Here is an 804-nt window from a genome sequence, read left to right as displayed (position 1 = left end):
GCCCCCCGCCTTTCCCCCCGCCCGGCGTCTCCGTCCCGCCCGTCGTCGTGCCGACCGATGCCGACCACGCCCTGGAAATCGGCCGTATGCACTTCCCCGAGGTCGGTTCGCCCGGCGGCCCCGCCTCGCTCATGGTCCATGAATTCGACATCGGCTACCTCGTTTACGCCGGCTACCCGCCCCGCGAGGACCCGACTGCCCTGCCCCCGGCCCCCGGCGGCAGCAACATCGTCATCTCCAAGGCCGACGGCGAAGTGACGTTCCTTCCCAACTTCCCGCCGGAGCCCGCCGTGGAGCTCTACCGCCGGCTACAGGAACGTCCGAATACGCCCTGATACGCCCCGCCCCAGGGAATTCGATTCGACTTGCACCGCCGCTGCCTCTCCGTCCTTTGCGCAGACGCCGAAGCCGTGGGGTTCCACAGCCCTTGGTGGGCTGTCAGTACGCTCCCCTAAACTTTGACGAGCAGAACTCATTGAGCACCGACAAGCACGACGACGGGGGATGTCATGGATAACACGGGCAGATTCCGCACCGATTCGGCCGGCCCAGCCGGCCCGTAGGCCCTCGGGTTGATGTTCCGGGCATTGCACCTGCCTTTCCAAGTGCAGGCTCATGCAATGCAGGCGCACTGAATCGCATGCGGCTGTGCGCAGTCGCATGCCGTTGTTTGAGCACGTTTGAGTACTTTCACGGGGGAGTTCTGTCTTGTCTCTCATGCTGCCGGATCCGCTGGAGTGGGTCCTGGACATGCTCGGCTTCAACTGGCCGCATGCCGACGAGGACAAGCTGATCCAATGCGCC

1 protein-coding gene is annotated in these 804 nt (G+C 65.0%); it reads left to right on the top strand.

All coding sequences use genetic code 11. The annotated features are described in order from the left end of the window. The coding region (locus ADK86_RS16740) for a hypothetical protein (protein ID WP_053697295.1) at positions 1–335 on the top strand (335 nt) is incomplete at its 5' end. Positions 336–804: the final 469 nt, after the last annotated feature.

Source organism: Streptomyces sp. NRRL F-5755, from assembly GCF_001279365.1.
GTDB classification, from domain to species: Bacteria; Actinomycetota; Actinomycetes; order Streptomycetales; family Streptomycetaceae; genus Streptomyces; species Streptomyces rimosus.
This window is presented reverse-complemented; position numbering and strand designations above follow the sequence as displayed.